We start from the raw sequence: 16,142 nt of genomic DNA, 5'->3' as shown, positions 1-16,142 counted from the left end.
CCCGTGGACGCGACCCGCTCGTGAGCGAGCTGGCCGCCGACGGTATCCCCGTCGCGGTGACGTGCCGGGTACTGAACATCGCTCGTCAGCCCTACTACCGGTGGCTCGCCCAGCCCATCGGCGACGCCGAACTGGCTGCGGCTCACCGGGCGAACGCTTTGGTGGACGCCCACCGCGACGATCCGGAGTTCGGCTACCGGTTCCTGGTCGACGAGGCCCGAGCAGCCGGGCAGGCGATGGCTGATCGCACCGGGTGGCGGATCTGCTCGGACAACGGCTGGTGGAGCGCGTTCGGCAAGCGCAAGCGGCGCGGCAAGGGTCGCAAGGTCGGGCCGGCGGTGCACGACGACCTGGTCTGCCGGGACTTCACCGCCGACGGTCCGAACCGGTTGTGGCTGGCCGACATCACCGAACACCGCACCGCCGACGGCAAGCTCTACCTGTGTGCGATCAAGGACGTGTGGTCGAGGCGGATCGTCGGCTACTCCATCGACTCACGGATGACGTCGAGGCTGGCCGTCAACGCCCTGGACAACGCCGTAGCCCGCCGGGGTGACGTGGCCGGCTGCGTGCTGCACACCGACCGCGGGTCGCAGTTCCGCAGCCGGAAGTTCGTCCACGCCCTCCACCACCATCACATGATCGGGTCGATGGGCAGAGTCGGCGCCGCCGGCGACAACGCCGCCATGGAATCCTTCTTCGGCCTGCTGCAGAACAACGTCCTCGACCGCCGAACCTGGACGACCCGGCAGCAGCTGAGGACCGCGATCGTGACCTGGATCGAACGGACTTACCACCGCCGTCGACGCCAACGATCCCTGTCCCGCTTGACCCCTATCGAGTACGAGACCATCATGACCCCACCGGCCAGTCAGGCCGCGTGACTGAAACTGTCACCTATCGGTGCAGCAGACCCGGGTGACGCCCCCGGAGCGGTAAAGCTGTCGTGGATACCGTCGGCGTGCAGCAGCCCGGTCAGGTCGTTACGGGCCTTGGCGACGGGGTGTGCCCGCTGGAGTCCTGCCGCGCCGATCAGCGGTGCGACGTCCGCGACGGCCCGTACGGCAGTGTCGACGCCAGCGGCCTTGCCCACCCATGCGGCGAAGTCGGTATGTGGGTGCGCGTCGGTGGACAGGCGGCTGGTGGTGAGCGCGGCCAATAGCGCGGCGGTGATTTCGGCGTGAGTGCGGCCGAGCGCCACCAGGGCGTTGTGTCCCGTACCCGGGGCAGCAGCCCGATCCGGGTCTTGGCGGTCAGGGCTTCGGCGACCAGGGTGTGTACCCCCGCGGCGGTGCCCAACGCTGTCGCGGTGACCAGCGGTCGGAACCTGGCGAAGTGCCGCCGGGTAGGGTCCTGCCGCTTCCGCTGGCCAGGATCTACCTGAGGACAGTTGACGTGGCCGACGCGGGAATCCGCGCCGACCACGTCGATGGGCATCCCACAAGTCCTGCCCCTGTCAACTCTTTAGCGTTTGGTTTCGCTTCGAAGCTGGGACTTTCCCCCAGGGCTGCTGGGATGCGTTGAAGGCGCGGAATTACTCGTAGTCAATTCAGTAGACATCCTTGAAGCAGGCTTGTACCGAGTAGCCATACTTCTGGACCGGGTTCCCGAATGGAATGACGAGCCATCCGTTTCCGTTGCTGACACCGCACGCCGTATAGCGATCTCCCAGCGCGTACCCGATGCAGTTGTACTGACGCCCCTTCTCTCCCACCGTCACGAGTGGTGCATCGACTTCCGGCCTGACGCGAATATTGACCGAGGTTGCAGTGACTTGTATGCGGCCCGTAGCGCAGTACGAGATGAGTGGCCCCACCGAGTTCACGCCCGGTGATCCTGACGTCGAGACGTTGGTGGCGATGCTGGTGGAGGTCGCCGTCGACTCCGATGCGGCGACACCGCGATCGCCTGCTGAATCGGCCTGAGCTGGGGATGTTGATAGGCTAGTTGCCGTCAGGAATGCACTCGCTGCTGCGGCGACGATCATTGTTCGACGTTTGACGGACCTGATCACAGTGCCCTCCAGGGGGTCGGTGAATTGGTGATTCGCTTCACCGTACACCAGGCAAGAATGATCGGTTTTGGTTAGTTGATTATCAACAACCGAAATCACTTATATCTGTGCAGGTGAAAGCTGGGTCAATGGCTGTAAATCGATGAGGTGTCAAAAATCGGACCTGCGGATTTATTTGCCCTCTTGCACCAGATGTAGATAAAATGCCACTGTGTGGAGCGGGAGGCCGATCCACCGGCCGCCGGTCCTCCTCGGTCCGGTACCGGATCCCGGCTGGAGGCGGTGCTGCCGGACCTCGGCCAACCAGAACACGCCCTCGCCGAAGGGGGTGCGGGCGGCGTCGGCCACCCGGAGCCGGTTCGGCCCGTTGGCGGTGAACTGCCGGTTGACCAGATCCGGCGCCGGCGTGTGCCGGGGGTCCTGCTTCGTGGAGTCTGGTACGCCTGCCGACGAGTTCGAGTGGGCGACGGACGGGTTCAGTGGTGATGCGCGGCGGGCAGAGCGACCTACGTCCGGTTCCGTTCGAATCGGCCCGCGACGGCTTCTCACGAGAGGATCGCGCCCGCTCCGCCGGACGGCCTGAAGGCGGTCGTACAGGTTCCCCTCCTCCTCGCGGTCCCTCGGCTGCGCGTTCGCCGGTCCCGAGTGCGTCGGGGCTTCCTTCAAGATCATCTCTTGTGGGATGTGGGCGGGTCGGCCCGCCTCGGTGCGGCGGACGGGGAGGTGGGCTGCGGGGCGGCCCTGTGGCGTCAGGGGGATAGCGGTGATTCCGGCCCGCGACGTATAATTTCCGTACGCGTATAGTTTATCTGTAAGAAAACGACGGGGGAGCGCGCATGGATCAGACGGAGTCGAGAAGAGGACGCGCCCTGGCCGCAGTGGCCCTGGCGCAGTTCATGGTCACCCTGGACATGACCATCGTGAATGTCGCGCTGCCCTCGCTCGATGCCGATCTCGGCTTCGGAGAGACCCAGCTGCCCTGGGTGGTCAACATCTACGCCTTGCTGTTCGGCGGTCTTCTGATGCTCGGCGGCCGTGCGGCCGACCTGTTCGGCCAACGCCGCCTGCTGCTGGGCGGCACGGTGCTCTTCGCGTTCGCCTCGCTGACGGGTGGCCTGGCGCAGGCCCCGTGGCAGCTGATCGTGGCCCGAGCGCTGCAGGGCATGGGTGCCGCCATGATGGCGCCGGCCGCACTCGCCGTGCTCACGCTGAGCCAACGCGAGGGTCGGGAACGCATCCGTGCCCTGGGCGTCTACGCCGCGGTCTCGGCCGTGGGAGGCGCGGCAGGCGTGCTCAGTGGTGGCCTGCTCACCCAGTATGCGGGCTGGCGGTGGGTGATGCTGGTCAACGTTCCGATGGCCGTCTGCGTCCTCCTGCTCGCCCTGACGAGCGTGCCGGGCGGATCGCTCGGCGCTCCCCCCAACCGGAAGCTGGACATCGGCGGCGCGGTGCTGGTCACCGGTGGTGTGGGCTCCCTGGTTCTCGGCCTCGTCCGCACCGACCGGCACGGCTGGGGTTCGACCACGACCCTGCTCACTCTCGGCGCGGCCGTCCTGCTGCTCGTGCTCTTCGTGCTCTGGGAGACCCGTGGGGTCACCGACGACCCGCTCGTGCGAATCGGCCTGCTCACCAAGCGCAACGTCGCCGCTGCCAACCTCTTTGTCCTGCTTCTCTGCGCGGGTCAGTTCGCGGCCTTCTACTTCATCTCCCTCTACCTGCAGGACGTGCTGCGCTTCGACGCGGCACGCGCGGGTGCCGCCTTCCTGCCGTTGACGCTCACCGTGGTGGTGGCGATCAACCTCTCGACCCGGCTGCTTCCCCGGACAGGCCCCAAGCTGCTGCTGGTGGCTGGCGGCCTGCTCGCCGCCGCTGGTGTCGCCTGGTTCGGCGCGCTCCACGTCGACGGCAGCTTTGTCGCCGACCTGCTAGGCCCCTCGATCCTCACCGGCCTGGGCATGGGCATCTCGTTCGTACCGCTCACCGGTGCCGCCGTCGGCGGGCTGCCGCGGCACGAGGCCGGCATGGCCTCGGCCGTGCTCAACAGCTCCCGCCAGATCGGCGGTGCTCTCGGCCTGGCCGCCCTGGTCACCGCGCAGGCCACCTACACGGCCCACCGCCGGGCCGCCGGTGACCCGCCCCTGGAAGCGCTGACCGGTGGGTTCGGTCTCGGCCTTGCGTTGTCGGGCGCCTTGCTGTTCGCCGCCGCCCTCGTGGCACTGTTCGTCCTTCCCGGTAGGCGGGCCGCCGGTGGCCCGGCCGGAGAGCCGGTGGCCAGGAGCGGCGCGGCACCGTCGTCCCCAGGGACGACGACCGCGCCCGCCGGGCCGCGCCCGGACCGTGCTGCCTCACCCCTGAGCGAATCGAGGTGACGACCCCGACGGCGGAGCAGTCACGGCGGTGGCCGACGCGGCCGGCAGCAGCCCGCAGCTCTCGCTGTGTCGAACGCTCACCCGACAGCTGACCGACCAGGTCAGCCCACGGTCTGCCTCAGCAAGCCGTCGATGACCGCGATCAGTCCCGACCGGTGCATGTTGCGGGAGGTGAGCGTCGGCCACAGCTCGGCGAGTGAGGACAACCGAGGGAACTGTGTGGCGTCGAGGTCGGCGAACGCCTTCTCCCGGTGTGCTCCCGCGTCCGGCTGGGAGTAGTGCTTCCCGCGGGCGACCCGCAGCAGCAGCTCGCCGGCGGTGTAGTACCAGATCACCCGGTAGGCGTAGACGGCCTGCTCAGGAGTCATACCGCAACGGATGGCACCGTCGATGATGCTCTCGACTATCCACAGGGCGGAAACCGCCATCAGATCGTCCGAGGCGAGCACCTCGACGATCCACGGGCACTCGGTCAGGATGTCGTGCAGTGCCTGGGCACCCTTGATCAGCTGGTCGCGGGGCTCGGACGGCATCTCCGTGCGGGGGAACTGCGCGGCGTGCGCCTCGAGCAGCAGAAGCAGCAGCTCGTCCTTGTCCCTCACATGGTGGTAGAGCGCCATCGGAGTGCTCTCCAGCTCCTTGGCGAGGCGACGCATCGACAAGTTCCGGACGCCCTCCTCGCTGAGGATCCGTCCGGCCGCCGCCACGATGGCTTCCCTGGACAGGCGGGGAGGACGCCCCATCCGACCGCCCTGCGACGAGGAGGACTGCATACGGTTCTGGACCCCCTATGGTTACAGGAAGCCCTCGACCTGCGGCGTTTCAGCCTACGAACAGGGACGTCCCCGGTGAACCGCACCACCGTATCCGGCAGCCGGTGCCGCCGGCCCGCCAGGAGCCGCCGCGAGTCGGCGACGTCCGAGGCGCACCGTTCCCCGGACCGGAGCTGGCCGGGGGACAGGGCGAGCACCGCCTCGGCCGCGACCACGCCGGACAGCGCCGAGCCGTCGCTTCCGCGGATCACCACCGAGCGGCGGTGGGAACCTCAGAGGTCGGGACCGGAGGATCCCGCGTCGGAAAGTCGACCGGATCGGCTTGTCGACTGTGGTGACGCGAGTGAACCTCATGATTCAAGGCATCGCTCCTGCCACGAGAGGACACCATGAGAGGCAGCACCATGGTCCGCCGGATACTGGCGACCGTCGCGACCGTCGCGACCGTCGCGACCGCCGCGTTGGCCGTCACGGTCGGCACCACCCCGACGGCCGCAGCGGCCCGACCGGAACCGGCGATGCCGCGACTGGCCACCGCCGGGCAGCTCCTCACCCGGTCCGCCGCGAACACCGCCCCACCGCCGGTACGGAACATCGTCGGGACGGTCGCCGTCGGTGACCGTTATCCGTACGTCTTCACCATCGGCACCGACGGCAACCTCTGGATCAACTGGCAGGACCAGACCCAGGGGTGGAACTGGTCCGACATGGGCACACCGCCGGGGGTCGGGATCCGGATGCCGGTCGGGGTGACCATCGTCGACACCTTCAGCCGGCCGTACGCCTTCGTCCTCGGCACCGACGGCAACCTCTGGAGCCTGTGGCGGTCGGCCACCGCCTGGCAGTGGCGCAACCAGGGCGCACCACCGGGTGCGAACTTCGTGAGTTGGCCGAGCTTCGCCGCCATCGCCGTGGACGGCACCAGCCCGTACATCTTCGTCCGCAGCGACGGCGACGAGACGATCTGGGTCAACCGGTGGAACGGTGCGGTCTGGTCCTGGGCCAACCTCGGCTCGCCCCCCGACGGCATCTCCGCCTACGGACCGCTCGGCGTCCTGCTGGAGGAGGGCACCCCGCAGGTCTACGTCGTCGGCAACCACGGACACCTCTGGAGCACCCGGGTCGACGGTCACGCCGCGATCTGGAACGACCTGGGAAATCCCGGGGTCAACCTCGACTCCGGCAGCAACGCTCTCGGCGCGCAGAACGCCATCCAGGTGGCGCCGGACGCCCGCCCGTACCTCTTCGCCCTCGGGTTCGACCAGAACGCCTGGATCCGCTGGCGGTCCGGGGCCGGATGGCAGTGGCACAACCTGGGCTCACCCCCCGGGCAGACGCTGGTATCCGCCCCGCTCGGCGTCCTCTCGGTCGACGGCACCTCCCCGTTCTCGTTCCACCGCACCGGTGAGGGCGGGCTGTGGATCAACTACTGGGACGGATCGAACTGGTACTGGAGCGACCAGAACCCACCGTTCCAGCCTTCGGGGGGCGGCTCCGCCGTGGTCGCGCCGCAGAACTCGAGCCGACCGGCGCTCTTCCTCCTCGACACCGGCGGCAATCTGTGGAGCCGGTGGTGGAACGGGAGTTGGTGGAACTGGACCAACCGGAGCGCCACCTAGCGGGTCCGGCCTGGACCGACATATCGGGGCCGAGTGGGTCGCGTTGCGGAACCGAACCTGTCGGACGCCCGCCTGTGCCGGGACTCTATGGTCGGGAGCTGGTGCGTCAGGTTCCGCCTCGCGGGTCTTGGTTGTCGGAGGCGGCGCGTAGCCGGTCGAGGGTTTCGACCAGGTCGTGGGTGTCCTGGACGTTGGCGGCGAGGGTGGCGGGGCCGCGCCGGTGTTGGCGCCGGTTGAAGCCGCGTTCGACCTGGTCACGGTGCCGGTAGGTGGCCGGGTCGAACGTCGGTGGTCGGCCGCCGCGCCGCCCTTTCCGCTTCCCGTTGGCGATCTGATCGTGGGGTTCGGCGATGACCGTGGTGACGTGCTTGTTCCGCGGGACGGTCCGGTTCGCGCGAGCGGTCCCCATGCAGCCGTCTCTACCTAGACTGGCCGCATGAGGCGGGCGATGAAAGACCTGACCTGGTCCGAGCACTCCGAGTGGTTCGGCCTGGGTCCGCTGGCGCTTGCCGTCCTGGCGGGTATCCGCGCCCTGGTGGCCGACGAGTCCTTCGACCGCTGGGCATGGGCCACCATCGCCGTCCTCATGCTGATCCTCTGCGCCGTCTACGTCATCTGGACGACGAGGAAGCGCTCCTGAGACCTGGCGTTTGCGCAGGTCCCGGCGGAGCGGCCGGAGCCGCGCGGCAACCTGCCCGCCGGTGGTGTGACCGGGTGCCGGTGACCTGGCGGCTCAGGGTGGCGGGATGTTGACCAGGCGTCGGAGCAGGTCGGTGAACTGGGCGCGCTCGGCCGCCGTGAACCGGTCGAGCAACTCGTCCTGAGCGGCGTCGACCAGCGTGTCCATCTCCCGCATCCGGGTGGTTCCGGCGTCGGTGATGTGAACGACGTTGCGGCGTCGGTCCACCGGGTCGGGTTCCCGGCGGAGTAGGCCGTCGGTCTCCATCCCGCTCAGGGTGGTGACGGCGTCGCCCCGGTCGATGCCCAGCCGGCGGCACAGCTCTGCCTGGCTGATCCCGCCGGACTCGTCGAGCGCGGCGAGGATGGCGTACCGCATCCGGTCGCCGGGGCGATCCAGGTACGTCCCGACGACCCGGTTCGCGCGGGCCGCCCCGTGGTGGAGCAGCCAGGAGGTCAGCCGCCGGAGCCGGGCCGGTGGTGCCCCCGCCTGGAGGGCCGGTTCGTGCTCAGTCACCCGACCAGTGTAGCCAAACGTTGGACTTCCAACGATGCAGGCATTATCGTTGGCCCTCCAACGATCTCTCCGGTGGGAGTGGCGATGAAGCTGGGCAGCGCACGCCCCGGCACGGACACCGGTACGGGACGGATCCCCACCCCGGCGGTTCCCCCCTCGGTGTGGCGGATCGCGGTCGTCCTGGCGTCCGGGTCGGTGATGACCGGCCTGGACACCTCGCTCGTCAACGTTGGCATCGAGATCATCGGTCGGGACCTGGACGCCTCGCTGAGCGAGATGCAGTGGATCAACAGCGGCTACCTGCTCGCCCTCGCCGCGGGCCTGCCCGTCTGCGGCTGGCTCAGCCGGCGGATCGGAGCCGGTCGGCTCTGGATCTGGGCGCTGGCCGGGTTCACCCTCACCTCCGCGCTCTGCGCCCTCGCCCGCGACGCCGACACGCTCATCGCCGCCCGGGTGCTCCAGGGGCTGACCGGCGGACTGCTCATCCCCACCTGGATGACCATCCTCGGCCAGGTCGCGGGAAGCCAGCGGATGGGCCGGGTGATCGCCGTGTCGAGTGTGCCGTCCATCCTGGCCCCCGCCGTCGGCCCGCTCGTCGGTGCCCTGCTCATCGACAACTTCTCCTGGCGCTGGATGTTCCTGATCAACGTGCCGATCGGCATTGTCGGGCTGCTGGTGGCCCTGCGGGTCGTCCCGCGTGGTGAGGCCGGTCGGGCCGGGCGGCTGGACCTGCCGGCCCTGTTCCTGGTCGCCCTGGGGCTGCCGCTGCTCACCTACGCCATCACCGCGGCGATGGACCAGCGCGGCCTGTTCACGCCGGCCGTGCTGACTCCACTTCTGGTCGCACTGGTCGCGCTCGTGCTCTTCGTCCACCGGTCGCTGCGCGCCGACGAGCCGCTGATGGACCTGCGCCTGACCAGGGATCCGGTCTACGCCGCCGCTGCCGGCACCGTCTTCTTCTCCAGCGCGGCACTCTTCGGCGGACTGATCGTGATGCCGCTGTACTTCCAGCTCGCCATGGACAGGGGAATCACCGACACCGGTCTGCTGCTGATGGCGTTCAGCCTCGGTGCCGCGGTCACCTTCCCTATCGCCGGACAGCTGACCGACAGGTACGGCGGCGGCATCGTCACCCTGGTCGGACTCGTGACCGTCGTCGCCGGCACCGTCCCGATGGCGTTCCTGCCGTCCGACCCGGACGTCGTCCTCGTCGAGGCCCTCCAGGTGGTCCGGGGCGTCGGCCTGGCCCTCGCCGGATCCCCGGCGGTCTCCGCCGCCCTGGCGCGGGTCCGGTCCCACCAGATGTCGGACGCCAGCGCGCAGGTGAACATCCTGTCCCGGGTCGGCGGCGCCGTCGGCAGCGCGCTCTGCGTCGTGGTCCTCGCCGACGCGCTGGCCGACGCCCGGTCCGAGGTCGAGGTCGCCACGGCGTTCCGGACCACCTTCTGGTGGCTGACCGCCATGGCCGCCGTCGCGCTCGTCCTCGCCACCTGGCTCACCCGGGCACAACGAAGCGCCCGCCGGACGGCGGCGCGGTGACCGGGACACCGCTAGCAGATTCAACCGACCAGGAGGTCAACCCATGCGAATCGGCATCATCATCGGCAGCACCCGACCGGGACGGCGGGGCGAGGCGGTGGCGCAGTGGGTCCACAAGCTGGCCACCCGGCGCGGCGACGCCAGCTACGAGATCGTCGACCTGGCCGACCACGACCTGCCGCACCTCGACGAGGCGGTCCCGGCGGCGATGGGACCGGAGAACTACGCGGGCGAGCACACCAGGCGCTGGGCGGAGACCATCTCGCGGTACGACGGGTACGTCTTCGTCACGCCGGAGTACAACCACTCCTACCCGGGCGTGCTGAAGAACGCCATCGACTACCTCTACGCGGAGTGGCACAACAAGTCGGCCGGGTTCGTCGGGTACGGCATCCACGGCGGGATCCGGGCCGTCGAACACCTGCGGCTGGTGGCGGCGGAGCTGCACGTCGCCGGCGTCCGTGACCAGATCACCCTGAACTACTTCGCCGAGTTCGGCGCGAACGGCGAGGTGCTGCCGGCCGAGCACCAGGAGACCGTTCTGCACCGGATGCTGGACCAGGTGGTGGCCTGGGGCGGCGCCCTGGCCACCCTGCGCCAGAGGTGACCGGCGTGGGTTGATACGCCAGGCGTGGAGGACTCCCCGCGTTCAGCGGAACCGCGCGCGGGGAGTCTCGCCCGTCACCCGTCGCGGACGGGGCTGGTCGGGCGGGGGCGGGACGACTCGGGGAACACCGCGGGCGTGCCCGTCACCGGATCGGGCACGACCCGGCAGCGCAGCCCGAACACGTCGGCGACGAGGTCCGGGGTGAGCACCGCCGACGGGGGACCGGTCGTGGTGACCCGGCCGTCGTGCAGGACCACCAGGTCGGTGGCGTAACGGGCCGCCTGGTTGAGGTCGTGCAGGACGGCGACCACGGTCCGACCGCCGGCATGCAGGTCGGCGAGCAGGTCGAGAACCTCGTACTGGTGGGCGATGTCGAGGTAGGTGGTCGGTTCGTCGAGCAGCAGGATCGGGGTGTCCTGCGCCAGCAGCATGGCCAACCAGGCGCGTTGCCGCTGACCCCCGGAGAGCTCCGCCAGCATCCGGTCGCCGAATGCGGTGGTCCCGGTGGCGGCCAGCGCCGCGGTGACCGCCTGTTCGTCCTGCGACGTCCAGCGGCTCAACGCCGACCGGTGCGGGTGCCGCCCGCGCAGCACCAGATCGGTGACGGTCATCCCCGCCGGTGCCTCGATCCCCTGGGGGAGCAGCCCCACGGTGCGGGCGTACTGCCGTCGGCGGTAGCCGTGCACGTCGCGGCCGAGGACGGCCACCCGGCCCGCGCTCGGCCGCAGCACCCGGGCGATGGTGCGCAGCAGGGTCGACTTGCCGCACCCGTTCGGTCCGATGAGGACGGTGAAGCTCCCCTCGGCGATCCGCAGGGAGACGTCCCGGCAGACGCTGCGACGGTCGTAGCCGACGGTGACCGAGTCCAGCTCGATCGTGGGTGGGGCGGTCATGGTTGCCTCCGGGATGGTGGTGCGGTGCGGGACGGGCGGGCAGCTCACCCGGGCCTGCCCCGCCAGGTCCAGGCCAGGACGAGAGCCAGGTAGCCACCGCCGACGACGCCGGTGACCGCGCCGACGGGCAGTTGCTGCCCGGGGACGAGCCGTTGGGCGAGCTGGTCGGCGGCGAGCAGGAGCACGGCGCCGAACACCGCGCTGGTGGTCACCAGCGGCGCGGCGACGCGGGTGAGCCGGCGGGCCAGGTGGGGGGCGGCCAGGGCGACGAAGCCGACCGGTCCGGCGCCGGCGACACCGACGGCGGTGAGTGCGACCGCCAGGGCCGTCGCGGTGAGGCGTTGCCGGCGCACGGGTACGCCGAGGCTGAGCGCCTTGTCCTCGCCGTTCTCGATGAGTCGCAGCCCCCGGGCCGCCAGCACGGCGGGTGGCAGCAGCCCGGCGAGCGCGCCGAGCAGCAACGGCAGGTGGTGACCGCTGCCGTTGAGGCTGCCGACGAGCCAGACGGCGGCGTTCTGCGCGTCGGTCACCTCGGCCCGGGTCAGCAGGTAGGCGTTGACGGAGGTGAGCAGGGCGGCCAGGCCGATCCCGACAAGGATGAGACGTTGCCCGGTCCCGCCGAGCAGCAGGGCCGCCCCGGCGACGGCGGCACCGCCGAGCACCGCGCCCACGGCCGGGGTGAGGCGTGTCTCGTGGAGCACCAGCAGGACGACCAGCGCGCCGGTGGCGGCGCCGACGGTGAAGCCGACGATGTCGGGGCTGCCGAGGGGGTTGCGGCTGACGCTCTGGAAGAGGGCACCGGCCGCGCCGAGGGCCGCCCCGACGGCGAGCGCGGTGCCGATCCGGGGGAGCCGCAGCTCGAACAGGACGAACCGCAGGCCGGGGCTGCCGCCCCCGGTCAGCGCCGGCCACAGCTCGGGTAGCGGGGTGGCGTACCGGCCACTGGTCAGGGCGACGACCGCCAGCCCGACGCCGAGGGCCAGCGCGACGAGGCAGGCCCGGGTGGCGCGGCGGGTGTGCCGGCGGCGGGCGCGGCGGCCCGGAGCGCTGGTCGGGACGGTGGTCATGGGCGGGGAATCCTCCGGGCGCGGACCAGGGCGATGAACACGGGGGCGCCGATGGCACCCATGACGATCGCGACCTCGATCTCTCCGGGGCGGGCCAGCAGCCGGCCGATCACGTCGGCGGTGATCAGCAGGAGCGGGCCGAGCAGGCAGGAGTAGGCGACGATCCACCCGAGCCGGGGACCGCAGATCGCCCGGGCGGCGTGCGGGACGGCCAGTCCGAGGAAGCCGATCGGGCCGGCCACGGCGGTCGCGCCGCCGCAGAGCAGGGTGGTGGCGACCAGCGCGAGCAGCCGGGTGCGGCCGGGGCTGACACCCAGCGCGGTGCCGCCCTCGTCGCCGAAGCGCAGCACGTCCAGCGGTCGGATCACGCCCACGGTGACCACCAGGCCGGCGAGCAGCGCCGGTGCCGCCGTGAGCAGGGCGGACAGCGGCTGGTCGGCGAGGCTGCCGACGGCCCAGAAACGGTACCGGTCGAAGGCGGTCTGGTCGATCAGGGTGACACCGGCGACGGCCCCGGTCAGGCAGGCGCCGACGGCCGCGCCGGCCAGGACCAGCCGGCCGTCTTCGGCGGTGCCCGGGCCCCGGGTGCCGCCGATGGCGGTGACCAGGCCGGCGGCGACGCCCGCGCCGAGCAGGGCGAGCAGCAGGTGTCCGCTCTGACTGGTCACCCCGGCGAGGATGCCGGCGACCACCGCAGCGGCGGCTCCGGCGTTGACGCCCAGCAGCCCGGGGTCGGCGAGGGGGTTGCGGGTCAGCACCTGCATCAGGGCGCCGGCCAGGGCCAGGGCCGCTCCGACGCAGACCGCGATCGCGGTACGGGGCAGCCGGACCTCCCGGATGATCAGGCCCGCCTCGCTGTCGCCGGGGGAGACGAGTTCCCGCAGTACGGTGCCGGTCGTCAGGGGCAGCGCGCCGACAGCGAGGCTGACGGCGATCGCGGCCAGCAGGGCCAGCGCGCAGGCGAGCAGGCCGGCGGCGAGCAGGCGGGGGCGGCGTAAGCCGGCGGGGGTGGCGACCGACACTGTGACTCACTTCATGGTGGAACGTTCCATCACTGGATAAGGTAAACCTACCCTAAGCCACTGGGAACATCGTTCTCGCTGCCCCTCCTGAGGATCGAATGCCATGTCACACACCCGCCCACGCCGGCTGAGCACTGTCCTGACCGCCACCACACTGGTGCTCGCCCTGCTGGTGGTCGGCGGTTGCGCCACCGGCGAGGCGAGCCCTACCGCCCCCGCGTCCGGATCGTCCGACGCCGCGTTCCCCACCACCCTCACCCACGCCTTCGGCGCGACCACCCTCACCGCCAGGCCCGAGCGGATCGTGGTGGTGGGCCTCAAGGAGCAGGACTACTTCCTCGCCCTCGGCGAGGTGCCGGTGGCGATCCGCGACTGGTACGGCAACCAGCCGAACGCGACCTGGCCGTGGGCCCGGGAACGACTCGGCACGGCCAAGCCGGAGGTACTGGCCCGCGCCGAACTCGACTACGAACAGATCGCCTCCCTGCGCCCCGACGTCATCGTCGGCCTCTCCTCCGGCATGTCCCGGCAGGAGTACGACCTGCTCACCAAGATCGCCCCCACCGTCGCCCAACCGGCCGGCGACGGTAGTTGGGCGGTGACCTGGCAACAGATGAGCAGAGCCGCCGGACAGATCACCGGCCGCCGCGCCGAGGCCGAGAAACTCGTCACCGACCTGGAACAGCGGATCGCCGCGGTCGCCGCCGCCCATCCCCGCCTCAAGGGCGCCCACACCGTGTTCGCCTCCACCTACGAAGGCCAGTACTACCTGTTCAGCCCCGAGACCACCGCCTCGAAGGTCCTGCTCGACCTCGGACTGACCATGACACCCGAGGTCACCACCCTCACCGCGAACGCCAACCAGTCCGCCACCATCAGCCGCGAACGGTTCGACCTGGTGGACGTGGACGTCGCCGTCTGGTCCGAGGCGGCCACCGACCCGGGCGTGACCACCCTGCTCGGCGACCCGCTCTACACCCGGCTGGACGTCCGCACCCAGCACCGGGACGTCTTCCTCGGCACCGAGGCCAACGGCGCGCTCGCCTTCGCCTCCGTACTGAGCCTGCCCTACGTGCTGGACAAGATCGTCCCCGCGCTCGCCGTCGCGGTCGACGGCGACCCGGCCACCAGTTCGGAGTACAGCGCGCGATGACCGACACCCTCACCCGGCCCGGCTTCTGGACCGCCACCGTGCGCGAGGTCCACCGGCTGACCCCACACCTGCAACGGGTCGTCCTCGGCGGTCCCGACCTCGCCCACTTCCCCTGCCTGGGCGCACCGGACGAGTCGGTGACGATCTACCTCCCCCGCCCTGGCGAGCCGGCCCCGCCGCCGATGACCCTGCGCGGCGAGGTGTGGGGCTACCACGACGAGCAGCACCCACCCGTCGGCCGCAACTACTCCGTCCGCGCCGTCGACCCCGTCGGGGCGCGGCTGACCATCGACTTCGCCCTGCACGACCACGGCCCCGCCACGTCCTGGGCACGACAGGCCGACATTGGCACCGGTCTCCTGCTGTGGCGGTGCCGCGCCTGGTTCCGTCCACCCGCCGACACCCGCTGGCTGGTGCTCGCCGCCGACCTGGCCGGGCTGCCCGCCGCGACCCGTACCGTCGCGCAACGCCCACCCGGCCTCCCGACCCGGGTGCTGGTCGACCTGCCGGACCTGGCCGACGCCCGGGACCTGCTCACCGCAGCCGGCGACGACCCCACCGTGCACATCGACGTCCGCGTCGGGGTCGGCAACGGTCACGGACCGGGCAGCCTCGTCGACCGGCTGCGGGAGACGACCCTGCCCGACGGCCCCGGCTACGTCTGGGTCGCCGGGGAGGCGGGGGAGTGCCGCCAGGCCCGGTCCGTGCTACGCACCGTGCACCGGTTGCCCCGCGACCGCGCCGTCTGCGTGGGCTACTGGCGCACCGACGCAGCCGACTGGGAACGCCGCTACGCCCGCTTCCGCCCCCTTCTCGACCAGGTGTACCAGGACGGCCTCGCGGCCGGACTCAACCCGGTGGAAGCGGGTGACCGGATGGAGGAGACCCTGGAACGGATGACCCGGTGACCGGCGGCGACCCCCGGGTGGAGTCCCGCCACCACAGGTGGACCGGATGCTCGTAGACCCCGCCCGGGCCGCCACCGATCAGGTCGTCGAGCAGGTCGGCACAGCGGCGTCCGGCGTCCAACGGCGACAGGTCGAGCGCGGTGACCGGCGGCTGACCCAACCGCAGGGCCGACGACTCGGTGGCGCTCGCCACCAGGACGTCCCGCCCGACTGGGCGCCCGAGCCGGTGCAGCACCTGGACGGCCGTCGGCGCGGTGTCCACCGAGGCACACACCAGGGCGTCCACCCCCGGCACGGCGAGCACCCGCTCGACCGCCCGGGACACCTCCGACGGCGACGGCACCCACGGATGGTGCGCCACCACCGGGGCGACCCCGTGCCGGGCGCACCAGTCCCGGTGCCCCGCCGCCAGCTGGGCCGCCCAGTCACCGGTCTCCGGCGGCACCACCAGGGCGGGACGCCGCGCCCCGACCTCGGCCATCCGGTCCAGCAACCCGGTGAGCGCCCGGTGGTGGTCCGCCCAGAGCACCACGTCCGGGTGCATCCCGGCCGGGGGGCGTTCGAAACAGACGACCGGCATCCCACCGCGCATCAGCACCGGCACGAACTCGTCGTCCCGGTGCGGATCGGCCACGATCACCCCGTCGAGCGTCCGGGGCGACCGGTGTTCCGAAGCGGTCAGGATGGTGACGTCCCGGTCGCGGGCGGCAGCGCGCTCCATGATGCCGAACACGAACCGCATGTAGAACTCCGATGTGGACGGCACACCCGGAACGTAGACCCCGACGATGCCGGTCCGCCCGCCCCGCAACTGCCGGGCCGCCCGGTTGGGGACGTAGCCCAGCTCCTCCATCGCCGCCCGGACCCGCTCCCGGGTCGCCTCGGAGACCCGGCCGGAACGCGACAGCACATTGGAAACGGTGGACTTGCCGACACCCGCCCGGCGCGCGACATCGTGCAGCGTGACGGGACGGGCCATCAAC

15 protein-coding genes and 2 pseudogenes are annotated in these 16,142 nt (G+C 71.0%); 8 read left to right on the top strand and 9 right to left on the bottom strand.

The genetic code is table 11. The features are described 5' to 3' along the window. Positions 1-14 precede the first annotated feature (14 nt). Positions 15-884, top strand: a pseudogene (locus O7625_RS23190) (IS3 family transposase); the annotation flags it as partial. Here O7625_RS23190 and O7625_RS23185 read toward each other — a convergent pair. Both O7625_RS23185 and O7625_RS23180 read right to left on the bottom strand, forming a co-directional pair. Beyond that, entirely contained in the window at positions 872-1,201 is a 330-nt protein-coding gene (locus O7625_RS23185) for an acyl-CoA dehydrogenase family protein (RefSeq protein WP_282341495.1), read from the bottom strand. The pseudogene O7625_RS23190 and the gene O7625_RS23185 sit on opposite strands and share 13 nt — an antisense overlap. 348 nt (positions 1,202-1,549) lie before the next feature. After that, positions 1,550-2,062, bottom strand: a complete 513-nt coding sequence (locus O7625_RS23180) for a hypothetical protein (protein ID WP_282341494.1) — start codon at positions 2,060-2,062, stop codon at positions 1,550-1,552. Positions 2,063-2,850: 788 nt separating this feature from the next. Between O7625_RS23180 and O7625_RS23175 the strand changes: the two genes are divergently transcribed. Then, a complete protein-coding gene (locus O7625_RS23175; protein WP_282341493.1) occupies positions 2,851-4,383 on the top strand; it encodes a DHA2 family efflux MFS transporter permease subunit in 1,533 nt (510 codons plus the stop codon). A 101-nt stretch (positions 4,384-4,484) separates the two neighbouring features. Here O7625_RS23175 and O7625_RS23170 read toward each other — a convergent pair whose 3' ends face one another. Beyond that, positions 4,485-5,090, bottom strand: coding sequence for a TetR/AcrR family transcriptional regulator (locus O7625_RS23170; protein WP_282341492.1), 606 nt, complete (start codon positions 5,088-5,090; stop codon positions 4,485-4,487). Between the two features lie 455 nt (positions 5,091-5,545). Between O7625_RS23170 and O7625_RS23165 the strand changes: the two genes are divergently transcribed. Next, on the top strand, positions 5,546-6,775 hold the full coding sequence (locus tag O7625_RS23165) for a hypothetical protein (protein WP_282341491.1): 1,230 nt from the start codon (positions 5,546-5,548) through the stop codon (positions 6,773-6,775). A 229-nt stretch (positions 6,776-7,004) separates the two neighbouring features. On the opposite strand, the pseudogene O7625_RS23160 reads toward O7625_RS23165, so the two are convergent. After that, positions 7,005-7,130 (bottom strand): annotated as a pseudogene (locus O7625_RS23160) (IS5/IS1182 family transposase); the annotation flags it as partial. A gap of 81 nt (positions 7,131-7,211) precedes the next feature. Here O7625_RS23160 and O7625_RS23155 point away from each other — a divergent pair. Next, positions 7,212-7,415 carry a hypothetical protein gene (locus tag O7625_RS23155; RefSeq protein WP_282341490.1) on the top strand — a complete coding sequence of 68 codons (204 nt, stop codon included), beginning with the start codon at positions 7,212-7,214 and terminating at the stop codon, positions 7,413-7,415. A gap of 93 nt (positions 7,416-7,508) precedes the next feature. Here the strand turns inward: O7625_RS23155 and O7625_RS23150 are convergent, their stop codons facing one another. Further along, on the bottom strand, positions 7,509-7,970 hold the full coding sequence (locus O7625_RS23150; RefSeq protein ID WP_282341489.1) for a MarR family transcriptional regulator: 462 nt from the start codon (positions 7,968-7,970) through the stop codon (positions 7,509-7,511). A 72-nt stretch (positions 7,971-8,042) separates the two neighbouring features. Between O7625_RS23150 and O7625_RS23145 the strand changes: the two genes are divergently transcribed. Beyond that, positions 8,043-9,509: a DHA2 family efflux MFS transporter permease subunit gene (locus tag O7625_RS23145; protein ID WP_282341488.1), complete on the top strand. Its 1,467-nt coding sequence runs from the start codon at positions 8,043-8,045 to the stop codon at positions 9,507-9,509. A 43-nt stretch (positions 9,510-9,552) separates the two neighbouring features. Beyond that, on the top strand, positions 9,553-10,116 hold the full coding sequence (locus O7625_RS23140) for an NAD(P)H-dependent oxidoreductase (protein WP_282341486.1): 564 nt from the start codon (positions 9,553-9,555) through the stop codon (positions 10,114-10,116). Positions 10,117-10,190: 74 nt separating this feature from the next. Here O7625_RS23140 and O7625_RS23135 read toward each other — a convergent pair whose 3' ends face one another. The 3 genes from O7625_RS23135 to O7625_RS23125 are packed head-to-tail and all read right to left on the bottom strand — an operon-like array spanning position 10,191 to position 13,098. Further along, positions 10,191-11,009 carry an ABC transporter ATP-binding protein gene (locus tag O7625_RS23135; RefSeq protein WP_282341485.1) on the bottom strand — a complete coding sequence of 273 codons (819 nt, stop codon included), beginning with the start codon at positions 11,007-11,009 and terminating at the stop codon, positions 10,191-10,193. Positions 11,010-11,053: 44 nt separating this feature from the next. Continuing rightward, a complete protein-coding gene (locus tag O7625_RS23130; protein WP_282341482.1) occupies positions 11,054-12,076 on the bottom strand; it encodes an iron chelate uptake ABC transporter family permease subunit in 1,023 nt (340 codons plus the stop codon). Continuing rightward, positions 12,073-13,098: an iron chelate uptake ABC transporter family permease subunit gene (locus O7625_RS23125; RefSeq protein WP_282341479.1), complete on the bottom strand. Its 1,026-nt coding sequence runs from the start codon at positions 13,096-13,098 to the stop codon at positions 12,073-12,075. Before O7625_RS23125 ends, O7625_RS23130 begins: the two co-directional genes overlap by 4 nt. A gap of 103 nt (positions 13,099-13,201) precedes the next feature. On the opposite strand from O7625_RS23125, the gene O7625_RS23120 reads away from it, so the two are divergent. Next, positions 13,202-14,251: an iron-siderophore ABC transporter substrate-binding protein gene (locus O7625_RS23120; RefSeq protein WP_282341477.1), complete on the top strand. Its 1,050-nt coding sequence runs from the start codon at positions 13,202-13,204 to the stop codon at positions 14,249-14,251. Then, positions 14,248-15,159, top strand: a complete 912-nt coding sequence (locus tag O7625_RS23115) for a siderophore-interacting protein (protein WP_282341476.1) — start codon at positions 14,248-14,250, stop codon at positions 15,157-15,159. Before O7625_RS23120 ends, O7625_RS23115 begins: the two co-directional genes overlap by 4 nt. On the opposite strand, the gene O7625_RS23110 is transcribed toward O7625_RS23115, so the two are convergent. Next, entirely contained in the window at positions 15,101-16,138 is a 1,038-nt protein-coding gene (locus O7625_RS23110; RefSeq protein ID WP_282341474.1) for a LacI family DNA-binding transcriptional regulator, read from the bottom strand. The two genes, O7625_RS23115 and O7625_RS23110, sit on opposite strands and share 59 nt — an antisense overlap. Positions 16,139-16,142 lie beyond the last annotated feature (4 nt).

Origin of the sequence: Micromonospora sp. WMMD714 (genome assembly GCF_029581315.1) — a bacterium.
GTDB lineage: Bacteria > Actinomycetota > Actinomycetes > Mycobacteriales > Micromonosporaceae > Micromonospora > Micromonospora rifamycinica.
The sequence above is the reverse complement of the archived record's forward strand: the minus strand, read 5'-3'. Positions and strand labels throughout refer to the sequence as shown.